This window comes from Rathayibacter sp. AY1H2 (assembly GCF_002931985.1).
Taxonomy (GTDB): Bacteria; Actinomycetota; Actinomycetes; order Actinomycetales; family Microbacteriaceae; genus Rathayibacter.
Window position 1 is genome coordinate 131,886 of the sequence record NZ_PSUV01000002.1, and the last position, 20,345, is coordinate 152,230.

The following is a 20,345-nucleotide window of genomic DNA, read 5'->3' on the forward strand; positions in this document are numbered from 1 at the left end:
CGTCAGGTGCGCGCGGGCTCCGAGAGGGCGCGGAGGACGAAGTCGATCACCGGCTCGTAGAGGTGGACGGCCAGCCCGTCGTCGATCGGGACGACCACCTCGATCGAGCCCTGCGCCTCGGCGACGAACACCGCCGGGTCGTTGCAGTCGGCGATCGCGATGACCGGCAGCCCCCGCCGGCCGGCCGCGCCCGCGAAGCCGTGGTCGGCGACGACCAGGTCGGGGCGGACGCCGAGCTCGTCGAGGCGGTCGAGCAGCGCGTCCATCGGCTCCGGCGAGTGCGTGTGCTGCAGCCCTCCCCCGCGGTAGACGCAGGTGACCCCGCCGGTGCACCACAGGACCTGGTGCTCGTCCGCGAGAGGCACGCGGATGCCGTCGGGGGCGGCGAACGGGAGCGCGTTCACGTCGATCACGCGAGCGCCCCGCTCCGTCGCGGCAGCAGCGAAGCGGCGGTAGACGTCCATCAGGGTCGCGGGGTGCGCGGTGGCGAACAGGAGGAGCGCCCCCTCGCGGACAGCGGCGGCGAACCGGTCGCGGTAGCGGGCGAGCCCCGCGACCGTCAGGCGGGCGTCGATCCGGTCCTGCCCGCTCTCGAAGGAGGGGTCGGTGCTGATCCCCACGCGCTCCCCCATCAGGGCGAGCAGGCTCTCGAGCGTCCAGTGCTCGGCCACGTCCACGCCGTAGAGGTGCGCGGGCTCGCGGGCGGCGAGGCGGCGGAGGTTGCCGAGGTTGCTCGCGCGGCCGGTGAGGACGTCCCCGGCGAGGAGGGAGGAGTCGAGGTACGCCTCGAGCTCGGAGTCGGGAAGCGGCATGCGGGACCTCTCGATCGACGGGGAGCTCCCAGGCTACGGGCAGTTCAGGTGTTGACATCCGATCCGTCACCGATATATCGTTATTGCATCGCCGACAGATCGGGAGCAGCCGCTCCCGACGGGCGACCGGATCCGATCGAAAGGGATCCCCTCACGACAGAGAGCAGCACACCCATGAACTCCAGGACCTTCTTCTCCGACGACCGCCGCGACTCCTGCGACGGCGACCACTCCTCCCGCCACGAGCACCCCGGCCGCGGACAGCGCCGCGGACCCGGCGGTCACGGCCGCGGCTTCGGGCCCGGCTTCGGCTTCGGCCCGGGCTTCGGCCCCGGCTTCGGCGGCCCCTTCGGCCGCGGCGGAGGACGCGCCCGACGCGGTGACGTCCGCGCGGCCCTCCTCTCCCTCCTCTCCGAGAAGTCCTCGAACGGCTACGGCCTGATCAAGGCCATCGCCGAGAAGACGAACGGATCGTGGCGTCCCAGCCCCGGCTCCGTCTACCCCACCCTCCAGCAGCTCGTCGACGAGGGCCTCATCACGGCCGTCGGCGAGGGCCGCGGCACCGAGTACCAGCTCACGGACGCGGGCGGCACCTACGTGCGCGAGCACGCCGACGAGCTCGACGCGGCCTGGGAGGCCACCCCCGGCGCGAGCGACGCCGATCGCGCCTTCATGGAGAACGTCGGCAAGCTGATGGGCGTCGTGCAGCAGTTCCGCGGAGCGACCGAGGCGCAGCGCGCCGCCGCGTCCGCCAAGCTCGACGAGACCCGTCGCGCGCTGTACCTCATCCTCGCCGACTGACCTCGGCTCCCCTCCCGCGATCCGTCGCGGGAGCCCCCGGACGGACGGGACCCCTCGCCTCGGCGACGGGGTCCCGTCCGTTCCTCTGTCTCGGGAGCCGGCGCCTCAGCGGGCGGCGGACAGACGGGCCAGTCCCTCGTCGAGGGTGACCGACGGGCTCCACTGCAGATCGGCGCGCGTGCGGCGCTGGTCGAACCAGTGCGCGGTCGAGAGCTGCTCGGCGAGGAAGCGGGTCATCGGCGGCTCGTCGGCGCCGGGCCGCACGGCCCACACGCGCTCGACGAGCGAGCCCGCAGCGCGGGCGACGGAGGCGGGGACGGACCAGCGCGGCGGCTCGACGCCCGAGGCGCGGCAGATCCCGGCGAGCAGCTCGGCGACCGGGCGCGGCTCGCCGTTGGTGACGACGTAGGAGCGGCCGTGCACCTCCTCCGCCCGCCCGAGAGCGGCGACGATCGCCGAGGCGGCGTTGTCGATGTAGGTGGAGTCGATCAGCGCCTGGCCGTGCCCGAGGAGCGGCAGCCGGCCGGCGCGCGCCCGCTCGACGATGCGGGCGACGAGCTGGGTGTCGCCCGGACCCCAGACCAGGTGCGGGCGCACGGCGACCACCGCGAAGCCGGGGGCGTCGGCAGCGAGGGCCAGCAGCTCGGCGCGGGCCTTGGTGCGCGCGTAGTCGCCGCGGGCCCGGTCCGGATCGGCGGGCTCGGCGTCGTCGCCGGTGATCGAGGAGCCGGAGTGGGCGACGGAGGGCGACGAGATCTGGACGAAGCGGCTCACGCCGGCGCGGGCGGCGGCGGCGAGCAGACGCCGGGTGCCGTCGATGTTCACGCGGTCGAAGTCGCCAGGATCGCCGGCGAGAGAGACCTTCGCGGCGAGGTGCACGACGCCCTCGGCCGCGTCGACCGCCTCCTCGACCGCGCGCGGATCGGTCAGCGAGCCCCGCGCCTCCTCGACGCCCGCGACCCCGGAGGGCCGGCGCTGGAAGGTGCGGACCTCGTGCCCCTGGGCGACGAGGCCCGCGGCCACCGCACCGCCGAGCAGGCCGCTCGCGCCGGTGACCAGGACCCTCACGGCGCCACCATCCGGCCGCCGGCGAGCACGCCCTCGGCCCAGCGCGACAGCGCGGCCCGGTCGATCTTGGAGTTGTGGCGGATGTCGGTGGGCAGCGCCGGGACGACGAGCACCGCGGCGACGGGCCGGGCGACGGCCGCGCGCACCTCGGCGGCGAGGGCCTCCTCGGCCAGCACCACGCGGCGCGCGCCCGAGCGCAGCTCGACCACGGCGACCAGCTGCGCGACTCCGCGCGGGCCGGCTCCGACGATCGCGGCGCGGGCGACCGAGGCGACGCGCGCCTCGATCCGCTGCTCCGGTCCGACCGGCGTGACGACGCCGTCCGGCGTGACGACGACGTGCGGCATCCTGCCCTCGACCCAGAGGCGGCCGGCGGAGTCGATCCGCCCGACGTCCCCGGTGCGGTGCCAGCGCTCGCCCGGGACGGCGCCGACGCGGGCGGCGCGGTCGGTGAGCCAGAGGCGCTCGTAGTGGTCCTCGACGTGACCGGCCGAGACGACGATCTCGCCGGTCGTGCCGGTGATCTCCTCCGGCTCGTCCGCGGCGCGGCCGCCGGCGTCGAGCGGGGCGATCCGCAGCCGGACGCCCGCGGCGGGCACGCCCACGCAGACGCCTCCGCGCGGATCGTCGTCGGAGGCGGCCTCGCGGATGCCCTCCAGCGACGCGTCGGTGAGCAGCAGCCCCTCGGTCATGCCGTAGGGAGTGCGGGCGGAGGCGTTCGGCATGAGCGCCTGCGCCTCGCCGAGCAGTCCCGCCGAGACGGGGGCGCCGGCCGAGAGGAAGGTGCGCACGCCGGCGAGGGCCCGGTGGTCGTCGGCGTCGAGCGCGCCGGCGGTGGCCACGACGTTGGCCAGTGCGGCCGGCGAGAGGAACAGCACGGTCGCGTCGACCCGGGCGGCGGCCGCGGCGACGGCGGCCGCGGTGAGCGTCCGGGGCGCGGTGACGTCCATGTCCGGAGTGGCGGAGCGCGTGCCCAGCGCGGGACCGAGCAGGGCGAACGGCGCGAAGCCCGCGACGAGGCCGGTGCCCGGTCCGATCCCGTACTGGCGGGCGAGCGCGTCGCGGACGCCGGCGAGCTGCCGGTGCGTGTAGACGACGCCCTTGGCGGGGCCGGTCGAGCCGGAGGTGAACAGGATCGCGGCCACGGCGTCGGCGGCGGGCGCCTCGCCCAGCGCCTCCGGGTCGGCGGCCAGCTCGGCGCGGCCGAGCTCGATCAGCTGCCCGAGCGACGTGTCGACCCCGAGGGCCGAGGCGGAGGCGCGGGGCAGGGTCTGCGTCGAGACCCGGCCGCCGGGCCAGCGGAGGGCCCGCGCGACGGCGAGGCCGGGCAGGGCGCCGACCACCAGATCCGGCCAGGCACCGCGGACCGCGCGGGTGAGACCGCGCAGGCCCAGGCCCGCGTCGGCGACGACCACGACGGCTCCGATGCGCAGGCACGCGTAGAGCAGCGCCGTCAGGTCGGCACCGGGCGGCACGAGGAGCGAGACGCGGTCGCCCGGGGAGACGCCGGAGGCGCGGAGCCCGGCGGCGAGCTCGCGGACCCGCTGCGAGAGCAGGCGCCACGAGACCGAGCGGGGCCCGCCGCCTCCGGGAGGCGCCATCTCGACCAGAGCGAGCGAGTCGTCCTGCGCGTTGCGGTCGAGGTGCGCCCAGAGCGGCTCGACCGGCGCGGTCGGGCGGCGGACGTCGGGGGCGGGGTCGCCGCCGAACGGCTCCTCGCCGTCGGAGAGGTCGCCCAGCCAGGTGAGGACGGCGGACGAGTAGTCGACGTCCTCGGCCACCAGGTGGCCCGCTCCCTCGTAGCGGTGGACCTGCGCGTGCGGGAGGCGGTCGACGAGGTCGTCGAGGTAGCGGTCGGAGAAGATCGGGTCCAGCGGGCCCCAGAGCATCAGGGCCGGCGTCGTCAGGGCGCTGACGCCCTCGGCGATGCGCTGCAGCTCCGGGTCGCTCGGGTGGGCGGAGTCGACCGGGATGTCGGCGACGAAGCCGCCCACTCCGCCGCGGCGCGACGCGGACCGGTAGGGCGCGCGGTACCCCTCCTTCACCGCGGAGGGCAGCGCCGGGTGCCCCAGCGCGAGGGTCGTCTCGAGGAAGGCCGGCGTGCCGACCGTCGAGGCGCCGAGCACACCCGAGGCGAGCGCGAGCCGGAGCGGGGCCGGGATCGGCTCGTCGGCGCTCTGGTGGATCGCGGTGTTCAGGAGCATCGTGGCGCGCAGCTGCTCCGGGTGGTCGACCGCCCAGCCCAGCGAGACGACTCCGCCCCAGTCGTGGCCGAGGGTGACCACGTCGTCGAGGCCGAGCACGTCGGTGAGGTCGGAGAGCTCGCGCACGCGGTCGGCGAGCGTGTGCAGGGCGCCGGTCCGCTCGGAGAAGCCCATCTCGAGCTGGTCGACAGCGACCACCCGCCAGGCGGGGCCTCCGCTGCGGGCCGACTCGAGCGTGGCGGCCGCGAGGCGGCGCCAGAGGTAGGACCAGGTGGGATTGCCGTGCACGCAGAGGACGGTGCCGACGGGCTCCGTGCCGAGGGCCTCGCCCGTGTCGAGCAGGTGCCAGCGGCGCGGCACGCCCTGGGCGTCCGGAGCGTCGACGAGGCGCGACCACGCGGGATCGAGCCCGTCGAGCCCGGCCGGGGGCAGCTGCGCGGCGGCCGTGGAGCCGAGCGCTCCGCGGATCCGCTCGGCCGGGTGGGGCGCGGTCACCAGGCGATCTCGAGCATCGCGGTGTTGATGCCCGAGCCCACTCCGATGAGCAGCACCCGGTTGCCCGGCTGCAGGGTCTCGGCCTCCTGGGCCAGGGTGATCGGGATCGACGCCGGGCCGACGTTGCCGAGGGTGGGGTAGGTCGTGGGGACGCGGCTGCGGTCGATGCCGACCGCCTTCACCAGGGCGTCGGTGTGCACGTCCGACACCTGGTGCGTGATGTAGCGGTCCATCCCGCTCCAGTTCCAGTCGCGGGTGGCCTCCTTCCACGCCGAGAGGACGAGCTCCATGCCGCCCTTGAGCAGCGCCTTCGCATCCGTGAACATGCCGTCGACGCTGCCGACGCAGAGCTCGTTGAACTGCGTGGCCGCGCGGGTGATGCCGCCGAGGATGCGGTGGCCCTTGGGGTGCTCGTCGGCCGGGCCGAGGACGGCCGCCGCGGCGCCGGAGCCGAGGGTCAGGCTCGCGAACTCGCTCATGAAGTCCTTGCGCTTGACGCCCTCGCGGCTCAGGCGCTCGATGGTGTTGACCTGGATCTCGTCGGCGTCCTCGCCGTCGATGATGAGCGCGTAGCGGATCTGGCCGGAGTCGATCAGCTGCGCGGCGAGGGTCATGCCGTTGACGAAGCCGAGGCACGCGTTCGCGATGTCGAAGTTGATGGCCGACGAGGGCAGGCCGAGCCCGTGGTGCAGGCGCACGGCGACCGAGGGCTCGAGGTGCTTGCGGGTCACCGACGTGTTGATGATCAGGCCGATCTGGTCGGCGCGGACGCCGGCCTCGGCGAGAGCGCGCTTGCCCGCGTCGATCGCCGCTCCGTCGAAGCCCTGCTCGGAGCCCCAGTTGCGGCGCTCGTGCACTCCGGCGACGCGCTGGAGGAGCCCGGTGGGGAGCCGCAGGCGCTTGAGCGCCGGAGCGAGCCGCGCCTCGATCTCGGCCGAGGTGGTCACGCGCGGAGCCAGCGTGGTCGCGACGGACAGCAATGCGACGTTGCGGTGCGTGGTCGTTGCGTTTCCGTCCAACGGAACTCCCTGTCGAGTTGTCGATCCTGGCATGTGCCTCCGTGATTTTACGCTGTCGTTCAGGCTGCGCTTCCTGGACGCCCGCTGGGCGGTCGCGGAACGCGTCCTCGGCGGCCGGGCGGGGGCTCCTCCCCCGGAACGACGGGCGAGGAGCCGCCGAGGCCACACGCGACGCGCGGTGTCAACCCACCCGCCGGGGCGTCAGGTCCCCATCGCCCACGGCTCGCGATCGCCGCGGAGGCGGGCGGCGAGCGCCATCGCCTGCTCGTCGGTCAGGGTCGCGACGTAGTCGACCACACCGCGCCCCCGGCCGAGCCGCTGCAGCGCGGCCGGGTCGGAGGTCGGCCGGCCGCGCTCGTCCGACGGGAGCCAGTCGGGGTGGTCGGCGCGCAGGCGGAAGTAGCCGTCGGTCGCGAGCTCGATCAGGTCGAGCAGCTTCTGCGGAGCCCGCGAGCCGTCGCGCGGGTCCTCGAGCCAGGCGTCGAGGTGGGTCACCAGCGTCTCGAGCACCTGCGACTGGCCGCGCTGGTAGGTGGCGAAGTCCGGCCGGTCGATCACGAAGCGCGTATGCACGAACTTCAGCACGGCCACGTCGTGCCAGGCGTCGGGGAGGAGGGAGAGGTGGCCCGAGCGGACGTTCGGCTCGGCGAGCACCACCACGGAGCGCTGCAGGCGGCCGATCCAGGAGGAGACGAAGGCCTCGATCGCGCGCTCGGTACGCGTCGATCCGTCGAACGGGAGCGCGAGGAGCCCCTCGACCAGCTCGGTCGACACCCGCTCCACGGAGGCGCGGAAGTGCTCGTCGCTCGCGATCCACGGGTCGCGGGCCACGAGCCTCCGGCGGAGCATCTCGAGCGAGTGCCCGGGGGCGCGCGCCCACAGCTCCTCGGCGTCGAGGGCGGCGAGCGCGTTCTGCTCGCGGAGGAACGCGCGGAACTCCACGGCGACGGCCGCCTGCTGCAGCACTCCCGCGCGGTAGAAGTCGTCGAGGTCGTGCAGCGAGTAGGCGATGTCGTCGGCGACGTCCATCACCGAGCACTCGAGGGTCTGCTGCCAGGGGGCGATCGCGGCGAAGCCGGAGCGGGCGTCGAGCAGGTCGTCGAGGTCGAGCGTGTACGCCGAGAACTTCGGCGGTGCGGTCTCCCACCGGCTGGCGGTCGAGCCGCGGGGCAGCTCGGTCGGGTCGGCGGAGTCGATGCCGGGGCGGTGGACCGTCCGCCCCCACGGGTACTTGAGCACGGCGGCACGGGAGGCGGCGGTGAGGTTCAACCCCACCTCCACCGTCTCGCAGACGTCGAGCTCGGAGAGGATCCGGAACGACTGCGCGTTGCCCTCGAAGCCCTCCGCGAGCCCCAGCCGCTCGCGCGCGAGCCGGTCGAGCGCCTGCTCGCCGAGGTGGCCGAACGGAGGGTGGCCGAGGTCGTGCGCGCTGGCCGCGGCCTGCACGACCACCGGGTCGCAGCCGCCGAGCCGCTCGACCAGCTCGCGCTGGGCGGGATCGGTGGTGGTCAGCTGCATCGCGATCGCGCGGGCGACCGCGGTGACCTTGATCGAGTGCGTGAGCCGGTTGTGCACGACCTGGCCGACGCCCGAGGGCGAGATGACCTGGGTCACCGCGGAGAGTCGGGCGAAGTACGGCGAGAAGCGGATCCGCTCCAGGTCGACGCGGTACTCGGGGTACTCCTCGCCGGTGGCGAACCGGTCGACCGGCTCGGGGATGCGCCGGTCGCGGCGGTGGTCGTGCGGGGCCGAGGCCCGCGGGGCCGTCGTCTCGGGGAGTGCCGGCTCGCTCATGGCTTCACCCTAATCAGGGGCGCGGGGGCGGAGGGACCGCGCCGCTCCGGCGGTCGGCGTCGCTCCTCCGGTCGGCGTCGCTCCTCCGGTCGGCGTCGCTCCCGCGGCGAGACACCGCGTCCGCCGGCGAGGCACCGCGGGGACGGCGGCGCCTCGGGGAGCGCACGAACACCTCGGCGGTCCGGTGGGCCAGGCCGGCGCCTCGGCGGACGCCGGGACGCCTCGCGGCAGCCCGGCCGACGGGCGAACAGGAGACGCCGGGCGCGGACTCCCGTCAGGCGGACTGCTCGCGCGGAGCGACGGCGAGGTGCACGGCCGCGGCGACGACCGCGCCGAGGACGTAGGCCGCGATGTCGAGCCAGGAGAAGGTGGTGCCGACGACGAGGCGGAGCGGCGCCCACAGCTCGACCAGGCGCGCTGCGACTCCGATCGCCTGCAGCTGCTCCATCGCGATCGACCAGGCCAGCGCGATCCCGGCAGCCGTCACGCCCGGGATGCGCGGCAGGAGCACCGCGATCAGCAGCGCCACCAGGACGACGTAGGCCACTCCGCCGGCGAGGTCGGCGAGCAGCCCCGTGAGCACGAACCGCAGCGCCAGGCCCAGGCCGAGCACGGCGACGGCCGCGAGGGCGAAGCGGAACCGCGCCTTCACCGGGCACGCTCCTCGAGGGCGCGCTGGAGGCGGTCGAGAGCGAGGAGGAACGTGCGGTCGTCGGCCACGCGCCAGCCGAGGGCGGCCGGGGCGGCGACGACCAGGGGCACGAGGACGGTGCGCGGGCGCCGCCTCGCCGCACGCAGGACGGCGGAGGCGGGCGGCGGGGCGAGGACCGCCAGGACCAGTGCGCGGACCCGGTGGGCACCCGAGGGCGAGGTGCCGACGCCCACCGAGACGATCCGATCCCACTCGGCGATGCGCAGGGCGTCCGCGCGCTCGGCGGCGAGTTCGAGTCCGTCGCGGCCGACGGCCAGCACCGCGGCGGCGGCGGCCGGAGCGGCGGAGGCGGGTGCCGCGATCCGGCGCAGCGCCCGGGCGAGCTCGGGAGTGCGCAGGACGGCGAACCCCTCGGTGACCGCGGCGAGCGCCGCCAGCCGGCGCTGCCGCTCCGGGGAGGCCTGACGGACCCGGGCCCGGACGGCGGCCGGGGCGGGCAGGGGCGCGGCGAGCAGCGCCGTCGGCTCGAACCGCGTGCGCGGGGGCAGCGGGACCGCCTGCGGCGTGCGCGGCGGGGGCTCGCCCCAGTGCGGCGTCGATGCGGGATCCATGCGCCCCTCCTTCCTCGCGCGGCTCCGAGCCGCCCCTGAGATCATCCCTCCTCCGCCCTCCCGCCTTGCCGAGAGGGCTCGGCGGGCTTACCATGAAGTACCCCCCGGGGGTATGCCGCGACCGACATGCCGACCGGACGCCCACCGGGCCGATCGACCGGATCGGACCGGACGCACGACACAGGAGGACCCATGAGCACCAGGATCGACCTCGGCCTGACCGCGAGCGGATCGACGGGAGGCTGCGGCTGCGGCGGAGGCGGCGCCTGCGCGTGCGGCGGCCACGGCGACGCCGGCCGCTCCGACGCCGGCCACGCGGCGCAGGGCTCCCTGTCGGCCGCGTCCGTGCAGAGCTTCGGCGTCGCGGGCATGACCTGCGAGCACTGCGTCCGCAGCGTCACCGAGGAGCTCGCCGCCTACCCCGAGGTCTCGGCGGTCGACGTGTCCCTCGCCCCCGACGGGGTCTCGACCGTCACGGTCGGCTCCTCCCGGCCGCTCGGCCGCGAGGAGATCGCCGCCGCCGTCGCCGACGCGGGCTACCGCCTCGCTCCCCTGAGCTGACGTGGCCGAGACCACCGGCACCCCGCTCGAGCTCGCCATCGGAGGGATGACCTGCGCCTCCTGCGTCGCGCGGGTCGAGAAGCGCCTCGACGCGCTCCCCGGCGTCCACGCGACCGTCAACCTCGCCCTCGAGCGCGCGACGCTGACCCTCCCGCGCGGCACGACTCCGGCCGACGCGATCGCCGCCGTCGAGGCCGCGGGCTACAGCGCGACGGTCCCCTCCACCGGCGAGGCGGCTCCCGCGGAGGAGCAGGAGGAGCAGAGCGACGACGACCGCGAGCGGCGCGCCCTGCGCACGCGGCTCCGCGTCTCCGCGCTGCTCGCCGTGCCGGTGGTCCTGCTCTCGATGATCCCGCCGCTGCAGTTCGCGAACTGGCAGTGGCTGTGCCTCGCCCTCGCCTCACCGGTCGCGGTCTGGGGCGCGCTGCCCTTCCACCGCAACGCCTGGCGGGCGCTGCGGCACGGCTCCACCACCATGGACACCCTGATCAGCCTCGGGGTCGGCGCCTCCTTCGCCTGGTCGGTCTGGGCTCTGTTCCTCGGCGACGCCGGGCGGCCCGGCATGAGCATGCCGTTCGAGCTGCTGGGCAGCCGCTCCGGCCACGACGAGATCTACCTCGAGGTCGCCGCCGCCGTCCCCGTCCTCGTGCTGGCCGGCCGCTACCTGGAGGCGCGGTCGAAGCGCGACGCCGGTGCGGCGCTCCGGGCGCTCCTCCGCCTCGGCGCGAAGGACGCCGTGCGCATCGCCGCCGACGGGCAGGAGGAGCGCGTGCCCGCGTCCTCGCTCGCCGTCGGCGACCTCCTCCGCGTGCGCCCCGGCGAGACCGTCGCCGCCGACGGCACCGTGCTCGAGGGCTCGAGCGCGATCGACGCGAGCATGCTCACCGGCGAGAGCGTGCCGGTCGAGGTCGGCCCCGGCTCGACCGTGACCGGCGGAGTGCTCAACGCGCACGGCCTGCTCACCGTCCGCGTCGACCGCGTCGGCTCCGAGACCACGCTCGCGCGGATGGGCCGCCTCGTCTCGGACGCGCAGGCCGGCAAGGCGCGCGTCCAGCGGCTCGCCGACCGCGTCTCCTCCGTCTTCGTGCCGGTCGTGGTGGTTCTCGCCCTGGCAACTCTCGCCGGCTGGCTGATCGCCGGCGCCGACCTCGCCGCCGCCGTCTCTCCCGCCGTCGCCGTCCTCGTCGTCGCGTGCCCGTGCGCGCTGGGCCTGGCCACCCCGACCGCCGTCCTCGTCGGCACCGGCCGCGGCTCCCAGCTCGGGATCCTCCTCCGCGGGCCGGAGGTGCTCGAGGCCGGGCGCCGGATCGACACGGTCGTGCTCGACAAGACCGGCACGCTCACCACGGGCGCGTTCCAGGTCGTCGAGTCCAGCGGCGACGAGAGCCTGCGGATGCTCGCCGCCGTCGAGCGCGGGTCGGAGCATCCGCTCGCCGCAGCGATCGTGGCCGGGGCCGCGCACCTCGACGTCCCCGAGGCGACCGGATTCCGCTCCAGCACCGGGTTCGGCGTGCGCGCCCGGGTCGAGGGCCGCCTGGTCGTCGCCGGCCGGCTGCGCTGGCTGGAGGAGCAGTGGGGCTTCGCGCCGGGCGGTCTCGCCGAGCGCGCCGAGCGAGCGACCGCCGAGGGCGGCACCGTCGTCGGCGTCGGCTGGGAGGGGGCGCTGCGCGGCTTCGCGGTCCTCCGCGACGAGCCGAGGCCGGAGGCGTCCCGCACCGTCCGCGCCCTGCGCGAGCGGGGCCTGCGGGTGATGGTGCTGACCGGCGACAACCCGCGGGCGGCGCAGGCCGTCGCCTCGGCCGTCGGCATCGACGAGGTCGTCGCCGAGGTGCTGCCGGAGGAGAAGCTCGCCGTGATCGAGCGCCTCCGTGCGGAGGGCCGCCACGTCGCCTTCGTCGGCGACGGTGTGAACGACGCCGCCGCGCTGGCCGCCGCGGACGTGGGGATCGCGATGGGCGCCGGATCGGACGCGGCGATCGAGGCGAGCGACATCACCCTCGTCGGCGACGACCTCGGCCGGGTGCCCGACGCCCTGCGCCTCGGGCGCCGCACCCTCGCGGTCATCCGGGGCAACCTCTTCTGGGCCTTCGCCTACAACGTGGCCGCGATCCCGCTCGCGATGGCCGGACTCCTGGGGCCGCTCGTGGCCGGCGCCGCGATGGCGTTCTCGAGCGTCTTCGTCGTGCTGAACAGCCTGCGGCTGCGGTCGTTCCGCTGAGTCCCGGCGGGCCGTCCGGAGTTCCCTCGCGGAGCTCTTGACGGCCCGCCCGCAGGTGGCGAGGGTGAGCGCATGAGCCTCTTCATCACCTGCCCGGTCGACGACGTCGAGCGCGCCACCGCCTTCTACACCGCGCTCGGCTGGACCCTGAACTCCGAGATGTCCCGCGAGGACGTCTCCTGCTTCGGGATCGGTCCCGACACGTCCGTCATGCTGGCGAGCCGCGCGATGTACGAGAGCGTCGGCGCCACCGAGGAGCTGATCGGCGCCCCCGGCACCCCCTCGAAGGTGACCGTCTCGTTCGACCTCGACAGCCGCGAGGCCGTCGACGAGCTCGTCGAGCGGGCCGCCGCCGCGGGAGGCCGGATCGGCGACACCGACGACTACTCCTTCATGTACCAGCGCCAGTTCGACGACCTCGACGGCTACCACTACTCCCCGTTCTGGATGAAGCCGGGCGGCGACGCGGCGGAGTGACGGGGCCGCACGGACTCACTCCGCGTGCCGCAGGCGGTGCCGCCGGACCGCGGCCCGGTTCGCGCAGCGGACGGAGCAGTACCGCTGCCGGCCGTTCCGCGTCACGTCGACGACGACGTTCCTGCAGTGGTCGCCCGGCGCCCGACCGGCCTCGCACCGCAGGAGGCGGCTCATCCCCCGGGTCGTCAGGTGCAGCGCCGTGCCGACCGCGATGACGGCGTGGAGGACGTGCGCCAGGGACTGGTCCTGGTCGCGGTAGTGCAGGTGCCAGCCCTCGTCGTCGTGGTCGGTCAGGCGCGGATACGCGGCGATCGCGGCCATCTGGCGGTTCAGCGACGTCGCCCGGTCGCTCGGAGTCGGCGCGTCGACCACTTCCAGCCACTCGTCGATCACGTCGCGCGTCCGGGCGTGGTCGTCCGGGCCGGACTCGAAGGCCATCGTCATGCCGTATTCGCGCGTTCGAGCCTCGATGCCCGCGCGGTCGGACGGCCAGTCGTTCGCGAGGGAGGCGGCGAGCAGGACCGCGTACTCGCCGTAAGGGTTGAGCTGCATAAGACCATGACAGCACAGTGGCTCCCATGCGCACCTCCACACCCTCCCCGCACCCCTCCGAGCCGCTCGCCCCCGCCGTCGATCCGCACGAGCACGGCTGGACGACCGAGTCGGCCCACCGGACCAGCGAGGGCGTCGTCGTGTACGTCCGCTGCGCCGGCTGCGGCACGCGGCGCGTGGACGTGCGGACCGGGCACCAGGATCCCCCTGCCGCTCTCAGCCGCGTCCTGCCCGCCTCCGACGACCGCTCCCGCCGTGGAGCAGAGGGAGGATGAGGGCATGATCGCCGACCTGACCCTCCCCTGCGACGCCGGCCCCGGGGAGAGGAGCCTCCTCCTCCGGCGTGCGGTGCTCGACGACCTCCCCGCGATCGTCCGGCTCCTCTCCGACGACCCGATCAGCGCCGGGCGCGGAGACGTCGCCGCCGAGGAGGACGGGGCCGCCTACGAGGCCGCCTTCCGGAGCATCGCGCAGGACCCGGGCAACGATCTCGTGGTCGCGGTGGACGGCGCCGGAGCCGTGGTCGGCACGCTGCAGCTGACCGTGATCCCCGGGATGGCGCGCCGCGGCAGCTCCCGCCTGCTCGTCGAAGCGGTCCGGGTGGCGAGCGCCGAGCGGTCGGCGGGGATCGGCACGGCCCTGATGCGCTGGGTGCTGGACGTCGCTGCGATCGAGCTCCGCACGCCGCTCGTCCAGCTGACCTCGGACGCCGCCCGCACCGACGCCCACCGCTTCTACCTGCGCCTGGGCTTCGTCGACTCGCACGTGGGCTTCAAGCGCCGCGTCGAGCTGCCGGGCTCGTAGCGGCGGTGCGGGCAGCCCGTCCGGACGCCTGATCGGCGTGTCCCCGCAAGCACGACCGGCGCAGGAGGGGACGCCCCGAGCGGAGGCCCGGACGGCACCGCTCGCCTCTCCCCGGCCGACGTGATTGGCTGGCCCGATGAGAACCGAGACCCGCCAGGGCGTCCCCCTCCTGCTCGTCGACGACGACGGAGGCGCGCTCTCGACCCCGGACGACGCGATCGCGCTGATCGGCGAGACCTACGGCGGCGACGTCGAGACGATCGTGGTGCCCGTCGGCCGGCTCGACCCCGAGTTCCTCCGCCTGCGCTCCGGCATCGCCGGCGAGTTCGTGCAGAAGTTCGTCTCGTACGGCAAGCGGCTGGTGATCCTCGGCGACGTCAGCGGGCCGGTGGCGGAGTCGAGCGCGCTGCAGGCCTTCGTCGTCGAGTCGAACCGCGGCGACCACCTCTGGTTCGCCGCCGACCTCGAGGCGCTCGACGCCCGCCTCCGCAGCTCCGGGACCGCGAACGAGCCCGGCGCCGACGGCGGAGTGGAGCCGACGCCCGGCCCCGCCCGCTGATGCCCCTGCTCCAGCCCGGCCCCGACGGCTCTCCACCCGAGGTCGACGGTCCGGTCCGCCTCCTCCTGCTCGCCGACACGCACCTCCCGAAGCGGGCGAAGGCCCTCCCGGACGAGGTGTGGCGCGCGGTCGACGAGGCCGACCTGGTCGTGCACGCGGGCGACTGGGTCGACGAGGCGACGCTGGACGCGCTGGAGGAGCGGGCGGCGCTCCTGCTGGCCGTGTGGGGCAACAACGATCCGGAGCCGCTGCGCGCCCGCCTGCCCGAGGTCGCGCGCGCCCGCGTCGCCGGCCTCGACGTCCGCGTGGTGCACGAGACCGGAGCGGCGACCGGCCGCGAGACCCGCGCCGACGCCGCTCATCCGGGTGCCGACGTGCTCGTCTTCGGGCACAGCCACATCCCCTGGGACACCGTCTCCCCGGCGGGTCTCCGCCTGCTCAATCCGGGCTCCCCGACGGATCGGAGGCGCCAGCCGGCCTGCACCTTCCTGACCGCCGTCGCCGACGACGGAGCGCTCCGCGACGTGCACCTGACCGCCCTGCCGCTCCGGGCACGAACCATTCCCGGCGGCGGCGCAAGGGGGTCACAGAGCATTTAGGTCGGCCTAAGCTCACCTGGATGAGCAGCTCACACGACCACCCCGACTCCGCGCACCTGCGCCCGGAGGGTCTCGACGACGCCACCGTGGCGGCGCTCGGGAAGCTCTCGGAGGCGCTCGAGACGGTCGAGCACGCCCGCGGTCTGCTCTACGGCTTCCACCGGCTCACCGGCGCGGCCGACCTCGCTCTGGGCGAGGCCGTCGACGCGCTGCGCGAGGCCGGCCACGCCGCGACCGCCGAGCGGATCGAGGCCGAGCTCGTCGGCCGCAACGTCATCGAGGGGCGCTGGACCTTCCAGATCGTCGAGGACTACGACGACACCTACTACGCCGCGTTCCGGGAGCAGGAGCGCGCCGCGCGCGACGAGCTCGCCGGCGGACGCCGCCACCTCTTCGAGTCCGAGATGAAGGAGGACCGCCGCTCCGGCGGCCGCCGCCACCACGAGTCGCGCCCGGAGGCGGGCTCGTGAACGCCGTCATCCGGATGCACGCCTCGTCGCTGCGGGTCAAGGCGGTCACGCCGGGCCGCGGCGGACGCGGCACGCCTCCCGAGCCCGAGGCGACGATGCGGCGCACCACGCTCAGCATCGACGGCCGCCGCTTCCTCCTCGCCGTCTCCCTCGACACCGAGGAGCTCGAGAAGCGCCTGGTCGAGGCCGTGCGCAACCGCGGCGACATGGTGAGCTTCACGGTCGCCGGCGAGCGGGAGGTCTGCGTGCTGGTCTCCCCGGGCGTCGCGGTCATCCTCGAGCACGAGGACGTCCCGGTCGAGGATCCGGACGCCGAGGACGCGCCGATCCTGTACGACGACGTCGAGTACCTGACCTGATCCGTCGGCGACCGGTCCCGGCCGCCGGTCCGGGCGCGGACTCTCGACTCGGGTCGTCCGTCCGCTCAGACCGCTCCGGTGCTCGCCCACAGGTGGAACGCCGCGTGCGCCCGGTGCGGCCGCCACGCCTGCGACGCCGCCTCCGCCTCCACCGTGCTCACCCGGCCGAGCGCCTTCCGCAGCACCAGGTCGCCGGCGGGGAAGGCGTCCGGATCGCCGAGGAACCGGAGCGCGAGGTAGTCGGCCGTCCACGGCCCGATGCCCGGGATCGCGAGAAGCGCGCGCCGCTGCTCCGGCAGGTCGCCCGCGCGGTCGAGCACGGGTCCGGCGGCGAAGGCCTCGGCGACGGCCCGGACCGTCCGCGCCCGGGCGTTGGTGATCCCGATCGCTGAGCGCAGCGCCTCGAACTCCGGCGCGAGCAGGGCGGCGGGTGCGGGGAAGGCCAGGAGACCGCGCTCCCCCGGGGCGCCGAAGGCCGCGGCGGTGCGTCCGCCGAAGGTCCGGGCCGCGGCGACGGACACCTGCTGGCCGAGGACCGCCATGACCGCCGCCTCGAACGCCTCCGGGTACTGCGTCGCGCGCAGCCCCGGCCGGGCCGCGACGGAGCGGGCGAGCAGCGGGTCCCGCGAGAGCTCGGCGCCGATCGCCACCACGTCGGAGTCGAGGTCGAACCAGGCTCGGACGACCGCGGCCGCCGGCGTCAGCACGTCCGGCTCCGCCTCCACCCGCAGCCCGGTCTCCGTCACCTCGAGCGCGATCGGCCGCGGCGCCCCGTCGAGGGTGAGCAGGCGCTCCAGGCGCCGGCCGTCGGCCGAGACCCGCTCCACTCCGGGGAGGGCGTGGTTGCGGAGGAGGCTCGCGGCGCCGGCTGAGTCGAAGGGCCCGAGGGCCGGCAGGTCGAGGGAGGACGTCTCGTTCAGGGGAGCAGGACCGTCTTGCCGCGCGCGCGGCCCGACTCGACGAGGGCGAGCGCGGCGGCCGCCTCGGTCAGCGGGAAGGAGGGCCCGAGCACGACCTCGAGCTCCCCGCGACCGGCGCGGTCGAGCAGGCCCGGCCGGGCGGCGTCGCGGAGCGCGGTGCCGGGATCGGCTCCCGGTCCGCCGCCGAGCATCAGGATCCCGCCGAGGCGGGCGGCGTGCTCGAAGCCGGCGACGGTGGCGATGCGCGAGCGGTCGGCGACGAGAGCCACCGAGGCGTCCAGCGCCTCGTCGGTGCCCGCCGTGTCCAGCGCGACGTCGACGCCGCCGGGGGCCAGGGCGCGCACGCGCTCCTCCAGCCCGGCGCCGTAGCGGACCGGCTCCGCGCCGAAGCGGCGGACGACCTCCTCGCCGCGCTCGCTCGTGGTGCCCAGCACCCGTGCTCCGCGGGCGACCGCGAGCTGCACCGCGAGCGAGCCGACGGCTCCGCTCGCCCCGTGCACCAGGACGGTGACCCCGGAGGAGACGCGGGTGGCCTCGACGAGGTGCTCGGCGGTCGTCCCGGCCAGCAGCAGGCCCGCGGCCGCCGCCCAGCCGAGCCCGGCGGGCTTGGGCAGGACCGCGCTCGCGGGCGCGACCAGCTCGGCGGAGTAGCCGCCGGAGACCCGGAACGCCACGACCTCGTCGCCCACGCGGATCTGGCCGAGCGGCCCCTCGGCCCCCTCGCCGACCGCGGTCACGACTCCGGAGACCTCGCTGCCCGGCCGGACCGGCACCCGCCCGCGCCCGAACATCCCGCGCAGGAGCTTCGCGTCGGCCGGGTTCACGCCCGCGGCGCGCACCGCGATCCGCACCCTGCCGGGCGCCGGCTCCCCCGGATCGACCTCGACGGCGCGCAGCGCCTCCGGCCCGTCGAATCCCTCGGCCTGCATCGCGACGACCATGCGTCCGCCTCCCGTCCCCGGGCGCCTGCGCACCCGAGCGCGACGCTAGCAGCAGCGTCCGATCCCCGGACCCCCTGCGGAGAGCGCGGCAGCCGACCGAGAACGCCCGTTCTGGTACCGCCTACCATGGAGGGATGTCCCCGATCCTCGACGAGCGCCCTCCCCGCGAGGCGATCCTCGCGGCCGCCGACCGGCTCTACTACGAGCGCGGCATCCAGTCCGTCGGGATGGACGAGCTCCGCACGGCCGCGGGCGTCTCGTTGAAGCGCCTCTACTCGGAGTTCCCGAGCAAGGAGTCGGTGGTGGTCGCCGTCCTGCACGGCCGGCACGAGCAGTGGACCCTCGGCGTGACCACCCGGGTCGCCGCGGCGGACGGACCTCGCGGCAAGCTGCTCGCGATCTACGACTTCCTCTTCGACTGGTTCTCCGAGGACTCGTTCCGCGGCTGCGGCTTCATCAACGCCTTCGGGGAGCTCGGCTCGTCGAACCCGATGGTCGCCGAGATGGCGCGCGACCACAAGGAGACGTTCCAGCGCTTCCTCGCGACCCTCGCTGAGGAGGCGGGTGGCGGCGCCGAGCTCGCCGCGCAGCTCGCGATCCTCGCCGAGGGCGCCCAGACCACCGCGGCCATCGCCGGAACCCCGGAGGCCGCCCTGCACGCGCGTCGCGCCGCCGAGATCCTCATCGACGCGGAGACGCGCCCCGTCTGAGGCACGCCGCGCGCGGGATCAGGCCTCGCCGCCCCCGGGCGGGCCGACCACCAGCAGCGCCGCGAAGACGACGGCGACCAGAGCCAGGACCAGCGCCCCGGCGAGCACGGGCCGCGCGAGCGCCCAGCGGAGGAGCCGGCTCGTCACGCGCCGGTCGCGCGGGTCGTCCGTGGCGTGCGTCCGCCACGGGCCCTCCAGCAGGCCGCGGCGCTCGAAGCCGCGCTCCAGCGGGACCGTCGCGTAGGGCACGACCGCGCTGACGACCGCGAGCGCCGTCGCGCCCGCCGACCACCGCTGGTTCACCGCGAGCACCAGGGCCGCGGCTCCGTAGGCGAGGAACGCGAACCCGTGGATCGGCCCGGCGACGCTCACCGGCCAGTCGCCGGCTCCGGCCGCGTACTTCAGCAGCATCCCGACGATCAGGAGAGTCCAGGTCGCCGCCTCGACGATCGACAGCAGGCGGAAGAGGCGGCGCGGGCTCATGGGATCGGCTCCGTTCGGTCCGCGGCGACGCGGCTCGGGGTCGGTCGAGGGTCGCCCGGAGCCTACGGGAGCACGCTCGCGAGGAACCTGAGCGGACGAGGACCGCTCGGGGCGCTCAGCCCAGCCAGCCGGTGAGCGAGAGGGCCGTCACCGCGCCGACCAGGCCCGCGGCGACGAGGGCGACCGTGCCCGTGACTCCGCTGCGGGAGGGGGCTGCGGCGGGGCCGCCGGCCAGGCGCGCCCAGAGCCGGCGTGCCACCTCCTCGGCGGAGGGGCGGTCGGCCGGATCGAGAGCGGTCATCGCGGTCAGCAGCTCGCGCCACTCCGCCGGGACCGTCTCCGGGACGACGGGCGCGTGGTGGAGGCGCTGGATCGAGATCTCGAGCGTCGTGCCGGTGTAGGCCCTGCGGCCCGAGACGGCCTCGAGCAGGACCAGCCCGAGCGAGTAGACGTCGGACGCCGGTCCGACCGGGCCGGAGCCGAGGCTCTCGGGGCTGAGGTACGCGGCGGTGCCCACCAGCACGTCGGAGCGGGTGAGCCGGGCGTCGTCGACCGAGCGGGCGATCCCGAAGTCGCTGAGCTTGGCCTCGTGCGCGGAGAAGCCGGTTGCGGTGGCGCGCGAGCGGACGAGGACGTTCTCGGGCTTCACGTCGCGGTGGAGGACGCCCTGCGCGTGCAGGTGCGCGAGAGCATCGGCCACCTGAGCGCCGACCTCCGCGATGAGCCGCTGATCGCCGGAGCCGAACCAGTCGGCCGCCGGGTCGCTGCGGTCGAAGTACTCGAGGACGAGGAACGCGAGGTCGCCCTCCTCGCCGGGGATCTCGCCCTGGTCGAGGACGTCCACCACGGAGGCGTGACGCGAGTCGATCAGGAAGCGGATCTCGCGCTCGCGACGCGCCCGCTCGTTGGGGGTGTCCGGGACGTCGCGGTGGACCTTGACCGCGACCTGGCGGGCGAGGCGGAGGTCGCGGGCGCGGTAGACGACGGCGCTGCCACCCTCCCCCACCCGCTCGAGCACGAGGTAGCGACCGGCCAGGGTGGAGCCGACGAGCGGATCCACGACGTCGGCGGGGAGCGGCTGCAGGCGGTCGAGTTCGTCCAGCACGGGCAGCTCCCTTCGCGAATGAGTCACTAGCTCGTCTAACTAGTAGTCCCTTCGTAGTGGTCGCCGCCCCTTCAGGCAAGCACCTCGGGGGAGGTTGGCTTGTCTAGATGTTCTTGCTACGAGACTGTCTA

At 75.3% G+C, this 20,345-nt stretch carries 23 protein-coding genes; 11 read left to right on the plus strand and 12 right to left on the minus strand.

Going from position 1 to position 20,345, the window contains the following annotated elements:
* Positions 1–2: 2 nt before the first annotated feature.
* Positions 3–812, minus strand: a complete 810-nt coding sequence (locus C5C29_RS02835) for a phosphatase (RefSeq protein ID WP_104224186.1) — start codon at positions 810–812, stop codon at positions 3–5.
* 174 nt (positions 813–986) lie between these two features.
* Here C5C29_RS02835 and C5C29_RS02840 point away from each other — a divergent pair, with 174 nt between their 5' ends.
* Entirely contained in the window at positions 987–1,613 is a 627-nt protein-coding gene (locus C5C29_RS02840) for a PadR family transcriptional regulator (protein ID WP_104224185.1), read from the plus strand.
* Between the two features lie 105 nt (positions 1,614–1,718).
* Here C5C29_RS02840 and C5C29_RS02845 read toward each other — a convergent pair whose 3' ends face one another.
* From C5C29_RS02845 to C5C29_RS16995, 6 genes are all read right to left on the minus strand, one after another.
* Complete coding sequence (locus C5C29_RS02845; protein WP_104224184.1) at positions 1,719–2,681, minus strand: NAD(P)-dependent oxidoreductase; 963 nt, start codon at positions 2,679–2,681, stop codon at positions 1,719–1,721.
* Positions 2,678–5,380: an alpha/beta fold hydrolase gene (locus C5C29_RS02850; RefSeq protein WP_258062323.1), complete on the minus strand. Its 2,703-nt coding sequence runs from the start codon at positions 5,378–5,380 to the stop codon at positions 2,678–2,680. The genes C5C29_RS02845 and C5C29_RS02850 overlap by 4 nt, the downstream gene beginning before the upstream one ends.
* Entirely contained in the window at positions 5,377–6,432 is a 1,056-nt protein-coding gene (locus tag C5C29_RS02855) for a 3-oxoacyl-ACP synthase III (protein ID WP_104224183.1), read from the minus strand. Before C5C29_RS02855 ends, C5C29_RS02850 begins: the two co-directional genes overlap by 4 nt.
* Positions 6,433–6,600: 168 nt before the next feature.
* Positions 6,601–8,193: a deoxyguanosinetriphosphate triphosphohydrolase family protein gene (locus C5C29_RS02860; RefSeq protein WP_104224182.1), complete on the minus strand. Its 1,593-nt coding sequence runs from the start codon at positions 8,191–8,193 to the stop codon at positions 6,601–6,603.
* Positions 8,194–8,467: 274 nt separating this feature from the next.
* Positions 8,468–8,845, minus strand: coding sequence for a DUF2809 domain-containing protein (locus C5C29_RS16990; RefSeq protein ID WP_104262387.1), 378 nt, complete (start codon positions 8,843–8,845; stop codon positions 8,468–8,470).
* Entirely contained in the window at positions 8,842–9,456 is a 615-nt protein-coding gene (locus C5C29_RS16995; protein WP_181065515.1) for a hypothetical protein, read from the minus strand. Before C5C29_RS16995 ends, C5C29_RS16990 begins: the two co-directional genes overlap by 4 nt.
* Before the next feature lie 192 nt (positions 9,457–9,648).
* Between C5C29_RS16995 and C5C29_RS17365 the strand changes: the two genes are divergently transcribed.
* From C5C29_RS17365 to C5C29_RS02880, 3 genes are all read left to right on the plus strand, one after another.
* Positions 9,649–10,017 carry a heavy-metal-associated domain-containing protein gene (locus tag C5C29_RS17365; protein WP_104224180.1) on the plus strand — a complete coding sequence of 123 codons (369 nt, stop codon included), beginning with the start codon at positions 9,649–9,651 and terminating at the stop codon, positions 10,015–10,017.
* 1 nt (position 10,018) lies between these two features.
* The gene (locus C5C29_RS02875) at positions 10,019–12,235 is read left to right on the plus strand and encodes a cation-translocating P-type ATPase (RefSeq protein WP_258062322.1); all 2,217 of its coding nucleotides are present in this window, start codon (positions 10,019–10,021) and stop codon (positions 12,233–12,235) included.
* Positions 12,236–12,307: 72 nt separating this feature from the next.
* Positions 12,308–12,712, plus strand: coding sequence for a VOC family protein (locus tag C5C29_RS02880; protein WP_104224179.1), 405 nt, complete (start codon positions 12,308–12,310; stop codon positions 12,710–12,712).
* Positions 12,713–12,727: 15 nt separating this feature from the next.
* Here C5C29_RS02880 and C5C29_RS02885 read toward each other — a convergent pair whose 3' ends face one another.
* Entirely contained in the window at positions 12,728–13,264 is a 537-nt protein-coding gene (locus C5C29_RS02885; RefSeq protein ID WP_104224178.1) for a CGNR zinc finger domain-containing protein, read from the minus strand.
* A gap of 26 nt (positions 13,265–13,290) precedes the next feature.
* Between C5C29_RS02885 and C5C29_RS02890 the strand changes: the two genes are divergently transcribed.
* The 6 genes from C5C29_RS02890 (at position 13,291) to C5C29_RS02915 (ending at position 16,055) form a co-directional block, all read left to right on the plus strand.
* Positions 13,291–13,539, plus strand: coding sequence for a hypothetical protein (locus tag C5C29_RS02890; protein WP_104224177.1), 249 nt, complete (start codon positions 13,291–13,293; stop codon positions 13,537–13,539).
* Positions 13,540–13,543: 4 nt separating this feature from the next.
* Complete coding sequence (locus C5C29_RS02895; RefSeq protein ID WP_104224176.1) at positions 13,544–14,068, plus strand: GNAT family N-acetyltransferase; 525 nt, start codon at positions 13,544–13,546, stop codon at positions 14,066–14,068.
* A 136-nt stretch (positions 14,069–14,204) separates the two neighbouring features.
* Positions 14,205–14,627: a DUF4180 domain-containing protein gene (locus C5C29_RS02900; RefSeq protein WP_104224175.1), complete on the plus strand. Its 423-nt coding sequence runs from the start codon at positions 14,205–14,207 to the stop codon at positions 14,625–14,627.
* On the plus strand, positions 14,627–15,226 hold the full coding sequence (locus tag C5C29_RS02905; RefSeq protein WP_104224174.1) for a metallophosphoesterase: 600 nt from the start codon (positions 14,627–14,629) through the stop codon (positions 15,224–15,226). The genes C5C29_RS02900 and C5C29_RS02905 overlap by 1 nt, the downstream gene beginning before the upstream one ends.
* A 20-nt stretch (positions 15,227–15,246) precedes the next feature.
* Entirely contained in the window at positions 15,247–15,696 is a 450-nt protein-coding gene (locus tag C5C29_RS02910) for a hypothetical protein (protein ID WP_104224173.1), read from the plus strand.
* A complete protein-coding gene (locus tag C5C29_RS02915; protein WP_104224172.1) occupies positions 15,693–16,055 on the plus strand; it encodes a hypothetical protein in 363 nt (120 codons plus the stop codon). Before C5C29_RS02910 ends, C5C29_RS02915 begins: the two co-directional genes overlap by 4 nt.
* 65 nt (positions 16,056–16,120) lie before the next feature.
* Here the strand turns inward: C5C29_RS02915 and C5C29_RS02920 are convergent, their stop codons facing one another.
* Positions 16,121–16,975 carry an AlkA N-terminal domain-containing protein gene (locus C5C29_RS02920; protein WP_308470856.1) on the minus strand — a complete coding sequence of 285 codons (855 nt, stop codon included), beginning with the start codon at positions 16,973–16,975 and terminating at the stop codon, positions 16,121–16,123.
* Positions 16,972–17,916 carry an NADP-dependent oxidoreductase gene (locus C5C29_RS02925; protein WP_258062321.1) on the minus strand — a complete coding sequence of 315 codons (945 nt, stop codon included), beginning with the start codon at positions 17,914–17,916 and terminating at the stop codon, positions 16,972–16,974. The genes C5C29_RS02920 and C5C29_RS02925 overlap by 4 nt, the downstream gene beginning before the upstream one ends.
* A 134-nt stretch (positions 17,917–18,050) precedes the next feature.
* Between C5C29_RS02925 and C5C29_RS02930 the strand changes: the two genes are divergently transcribed.
* Complete coding sequence (locus tag C5C29_RS02930; RefSeq protein ID WP_104224170.1) at positions 18,051–18,626, plus strand: TetR/AcrR family transcriptional regulator; 576 nt, start codon at positions 18,051–18,053, stop codon at positions 18,624–18,626.
* An 18-nt stretch (positions 18,627–18,644) separates the two neighbouring features.
* On the opposite strand, the gene C5C29_RS02935 is transcribed toward C5C29_RS02930, so the two are convergent.
* Together C5C29_RS02935 and C5C29_RS02940 are read right to left on the minus strand one after the other, a co-directional pair.
* Positions 18,645–19,109 carry a DUF3817 domain-containing protein gene (locus tag C5C29_RS02935; protein WP_104224169.1) on the minus strand — a complete coding sequence of 155 codons (465 nt, stop codon included), beginning with the start codon at positions 19,107–19,109 and terminating at the stop codon, positions 18,645–18,647.
* A 115-nt stretch (positions 19,110–19,224) separates the two neighbouring features.
* Positions 19,225–20,214: a serine/threonine-protein kinase gene (locus tag C5C29_RS02940; protein WP_181065516.1), complete on the minus strand. Its 990-nt coding sequence runs from the start codon at positions 20,212–20,214 to the stop codon at positions 19,225–19,227.
* Between the last annotated feature and the right edge of the window lie 131 nt (positions 20,215–20,345).